This is a genomic window from Citrobacter sp. R4, from assembly GCF_026719175.1.
In the GTDB taxonomy this organism is placed as follows: domain Bacteria; phylum Pseudomonadota; class Gammaproteobacteria; order Enterobacterales; family Enterobacteriaceae; genus Citrobacter_A; species Citrobacter_A sedlakii.
The window spans coordinates 1-4,247 of sequence record NZ_JAPPSU010000032.1 but is presented as its reverse complement, the minus strand read 5'-3'; the positions used below and the strand labels follow the sequence as shown (position 1 = coordinate 4,247).

At 61.9% G+C, this 4,247-nt stretch carries 4 protein-coding genes and 1 pseudogene; 1 reads left to right on the top strand and 4 read right to left on the bottom strand.

Annotated elements, in window-relative coordinates:
• Positions 1–54 precede the first annotated feature (54 nt).
• A complete protein-coding gene (locus OOJ60_RS24230) occupies positions 55–834 on the top strand; it encodes an IS6 family transposase (protein WP_233470924.1) in 780 nt (259 codons plus the stop codon).
• Positions 835–1,326: 492 nt separating this feature from the next.
• On the opposite strand, the gene mphR(A) is transcribed toward OOJ60_RS24230, so the two are convergent.
• From mphR(A) to OOJ60_RS24210, 4 genes and pseudogenes are all read right to left on the bottom strand, one after another.
• On the bottom strand, positions 1,327–1,911 hold the full coding sequence (mphR(A), locus tag OOJ60_RS24225; RefSeq protein WP_001137892.1) for a macrolide-binding transcriptional repressor MphR(A): 585 nt from the start codon (positions 1,909–1,911) through the stop codon (positions 1,327–1,329).
• On the bottom strand, positions 1,911–3,149 hold the full coding sequence (mrx(A), locus tag OOJ60_RS24220) for a macrolide resistance MFS transporter Mrx(A) (RefSeq protein WP_000004159.1): 1,239 nt from the start codon (positions 3,147–3,149) through the stop codon (positions 1,911–1,913). The genes mphR(A) and mrx(A) overlap by 1 nt, the downstream gene beginning before the upstream one ends.
• Complete coding sequence (locus tag OOJ60_RS24215; protein WP_000219391.1) at positions 3,146–4,051, bottom strand: Mph(A) family macrolide 2'-phosphotransferase; 906 nt, start codon at positions 4,049–4,051, stop codon at positions 3,146–3,148. The genes mrx(A) and OOJ60_RS24215 overlap by 4 nt, the downstream gene beginning before the upstream one ends.
• 121 nt (positions 4,052–4,172) lie before the next feature.
• Positions 4,173–4,247 (bottom strand): annotated as a pseudogene (locus OOJ60_RS24210) (IS6 family transposase); the annotation flags it as partial.

Here is a 4,247-nt window from a genome sequence, read left to right as displayed (position 1 = left end):
AGTACCAGCGTACGGCCCACAGAATGATGTCACGCTGAAAATGCCGGCCTTTGAATGGGTTCATGTGCAGCTCCATCAGCAAAAGGGGATGATAAGTTTATCACCACCGACTATTTGCAACAGTGCCGGTATTGTCGCTATCCGATCAGCTATCGCGACCTTGAGGAAATGCTGGCGGAACGCGGCATTTCGGTCGACCATACGACGATCTATCGCTGGGTCCAGTGCTACGCCCCGGAGATGGAGAAGCGGCTGCGCTGGTTCTGGCGGCGTGGCTTTGATCCGAGCTGGCGCCTGGATGAAACCTACGTCAAGGTGCGGGGCAAGTGGACCTACCTGTACCGGGCAGTCGACAAGCGGGGCGACACGATCGATTTCTACCTGTCGCCGACCCGCAGCGCCAAGGCAGCGAAGCGGTTCCTGGGCAAGGCCCTGCGAGGCCTGAAGCACTGGGAAAAGCCTGCCACGCTCAATACCGACAAAGCGCCGAGCTATGGTGCAGCGATCACCGAATTGAAGCGCGAAGGAAAGCTGGACCGGGAGACGGCCCACCGGCAGGTGAAGTATCTCAATAACGTGATCGAGGCCGATCACGGAAAGCTCAAGATACTGATCAAGCCGGTGCGCGGTTTCAAATCGATCCCCACGGCCTATGCCACGATCAAGGGATTCGAAGTCATGCGAGCCCTGCGCAAAGGACAGGCTCGCCCCTGGTGCCTGCAGCCCGGCATCAGGGGCGAGGTGCGCCTTGTGGAGAGAGCTTTTGGCATTGGGCCCTCGGCGCTGACGGAGGCCATGGGCATGCTCAACCACCATTTCGCAGCAGCCGCCTGATCGGCGCAGAGCGACAGCCTACCTCTGACTGCCGCCAATCTTTGCAACAGAGCCCGCCGTGCTAGTCTGCTCGGTGATGGTGGAGTGAAGCCAACCCGCAATCGGGTTATGAATCTGCATCGCGATTCGCAATCAGCTGTCTCTTGAGCATGTCGAACTCCTGCGATGTTATCTCGCCGTGCTCGTGCTGCTACACCAACTTGTCCAACTCATCCGCCACACCGCTCCCCACCACCTGCGATGGCCAGGTTGTTTGCTGGGCGCATTGGCGGAGTATCGTCTCGACCCGGGACACCCACACCGGCACAACCTTACGGGAGTGATTCACTGTCAAAGAATCGGCCCGGTGCTCTGACGCAAGTATCGGGATGGTCACCATTTGTAAGCCGTAGACCTGAGTGGTGATCAAGACTTCGATACCACCGACCGTACCGGTACTAATCGACGACGGTCGTGTTCGTCGCCTGCCGCAGGGACTCTGCACACCTCCGTTTACGCATGTGCCTGGAGGAGTTGGAAATCGTCGTGTTCGGGAAACATTAAACACAGGATGGCAGCGATCTGAGCCAGCACATGATCAGCTAGCTCACCATCCGGATCGACGGCCCACTGCATCGTCGCGCCAGCGATGACCGAGTGCAGGAGCAACTCAGCTGCCGCAGGAGCACCTGGGGGCAGTCGCTTGCGGATCCCCTCCACCACCGCGCGGTTCCGCTGGATCGCAAGCGTGCGTAGCTCCGGCACCTGGAGCTCGTACCAGGAGATGAGATAGTTCACCGAGAAGTCGTTGCGAGTGTTCATGCTCCGAACGAGCACCTGCAAAAATTCCCAGAGCCCTTGCGGCCCTGCGCCTATCGGTATCGCATTCAGGTAATGCCGCACCTGCTCGACGCCGCGCTCCATCATCCTCACCAGCAGCGTATCGCGGTTGGTGAAGCGCTGGATTAACGCTGCGCGGGAGAGCCCCACCTCCTTTGCTACTCCGCTGAGCGTGAACTCTATGGGACCGCAACGCTTCAGCACTACGGTGGCGGCCTCGAGTACCTCGTCATCGGACTTGAGCTTGGGGCGGGGCATCAGTGTTCACCTTCTGTATGGGTTGGGGCGGAGGCTGTGGCTGCCGCCGCCATTGTAGCAAATTGAAGACGGAGCGAGAGTAGAGCCACGAGCCCCGCAAACACGGCCGATACAACGAGGCCAGGGAGCGGACCAGCAAGGTCGACAAACGCGCCGGCCGCAAGCATAACCATGGGCGAGGCTGACAGCATCACCGCCGAGACCGTGCCGAGTACCCGGCCGAGAAGTTCTGGCGGCGTGCGGTTGTAGATGGCAGCGTTGAGAATGGGAGAGACTGAGCCGGTCAGCAGTCCCACGAGCGCGCCCAACAACATCAGCACCGGCACGCCTGGCAACTGTGAAAGCAGAAGCGAGCCCACCGCAGAGCCACAAAATGCCACCGCCAGCCAGTTCTGCGCTGATATCCGGGCGCCGACCGACGCATGAATGGCAATGCCAAGGAGACCACCAGCCCCCATCATTGAGGAGAACAGCCCGAGCTCTGCTACTTGGCGTCCTGCATCTACAAACAGCGCAGGCATGATGACGCTGCCGTTGGCGCCAACGATGCCCACGAAGATCATCACTATACCAAAGAGAGGGCGCAGCAGGGGTTCGCTCCAGAGAAAAGCGACGCCGGCGCGCATGGAGAGAGTCGCCGTCGTGGTCATCGTCCGAGCGGCACGCGCGGGAAGCACCCACGCGCCGAGCAGACCTGCAAGGACGGAGCAGAACGCCGTCAGCCCGAGCGTTGGCGCAGCGCCAAGCAGGCCGATTGCGGCCCCCCCAAGGGCCGGGCCACCTAGAATCGCGACGTTCCCGATCACCGCTTTCAGTGACGAGACGCGCTCAACGGAGAGCCCGGCGACGTGGCCGAGTTTGGGCAGCTCACTGTCCTGCGCGGCCATACCGGGTGCGTCGAACGCGGCACCGAGCACCACGCAAGCGATCAGCCCAGTGTTCGAGAGGGCGCCAACGGCATCGAGCAGTGGGATGCTCGCCATGGCCACGCCGCCCACCACACCCGAGATCAATGCGACGGGCGCGCGCCCGAACCGATCGACGAGGCCACCACCAACCCACGCGCCGATGATGGTCGCGATGACGCTGCTAGCGGCCGTGGCGCCCGCCCAGGCCGCGCTCTTTGTATGAGACAGGACGAACCATGGAAGCGCGAGGGCCGCCACCGCGTTGCCGATCCGGAAGAGAAAGGTCGCCGCGAACAGCGTCGCGAGCGGGCTATATCGACGTTCGCTCATTCCGCTGCGGCGAGCTGCGCCTTCGCCGCAGCGAGGTACTCTTCGTTACCCGAGTCGAGGGCGAAGAGTGCGTAGGTGACCGCCCCGAACGCAAGGCGCTCCGCGATGTGGTGGGCGAGCCGCGGCCACACCCGGCCACCGGCCGCTTCATACGTGAGGAGGAGCTTCGCGAGCCCCTCTTCACCAAAGACCATAAGGTGCGCGGCCATGTCGATGGCAGGGTCATCAACGCGGGCCTCGCTCCAGTCGATCATCCCGCTGACGCGCTCCGTGTTGTCGATGAGCACATGGCCCACGTAGAGATCGCCATGCACCACCACGGAGAAATCTGGCCACGACGAATCGTCGTCGAGCCAGCGCTGCCACCGGTGGAGGCGCTTGTCGTTCACCACGAACTCGCGTCGGACGCGGTCAACGTCGTCGGCCACCTTCTGACGGGCCTGCGTCGGTGTACGGATGAGCATCCCCGCATCCACGGCGGCGGAAATGGGGACGGCATGCAGGGCGGCGAGCGCGGTCGCGAAGCTCTCCGCGAAGACCTCCGAGTCCTGCGGCACGACCCAGTCGGGCGTGGACGAACCAGGCTGGATGACCATCGCAGTCGAGTCTTCGAGCATGGGATAGGCAACGAGCTCGGCGTTGGCCACGCGCCAGTCCGGCACCGCGAACGGCAGGCGATTCTTGAGCATTGCCAGCACCCGCGCCTCTGGTTCGACCTTCGCGCTTACCTCGGCTCGGCGCGGGATGCGCAGCACCCACCGACGTCCATCGTCGACGGTGGCGATCACGATCCTATAGTCGAGCCCAAGCTCATTGACAGTCAGCGGGCCATGGAGCTTGAGCCCATGTCGGGCTGCAAGTGCGTACAGTTGGGAGGTATCGGCGGTCGTGACTACGGTCATGATTCACTCCTGAGGGCTTGACGGGTTTAGCCACCTAAATGTAACAGTCACGTCGGTTATATTCAATCCGGCACTGTTGCAAAGTTAGCGATGAGGCAGCCTTTTGTCTTATTCAAAGGCCTTACATTTCAAAAACTCTGCTTACCAGGCGCATTTCGCCCAGGGGATCACCATAATAAAATGCTGAGGCCTGGCC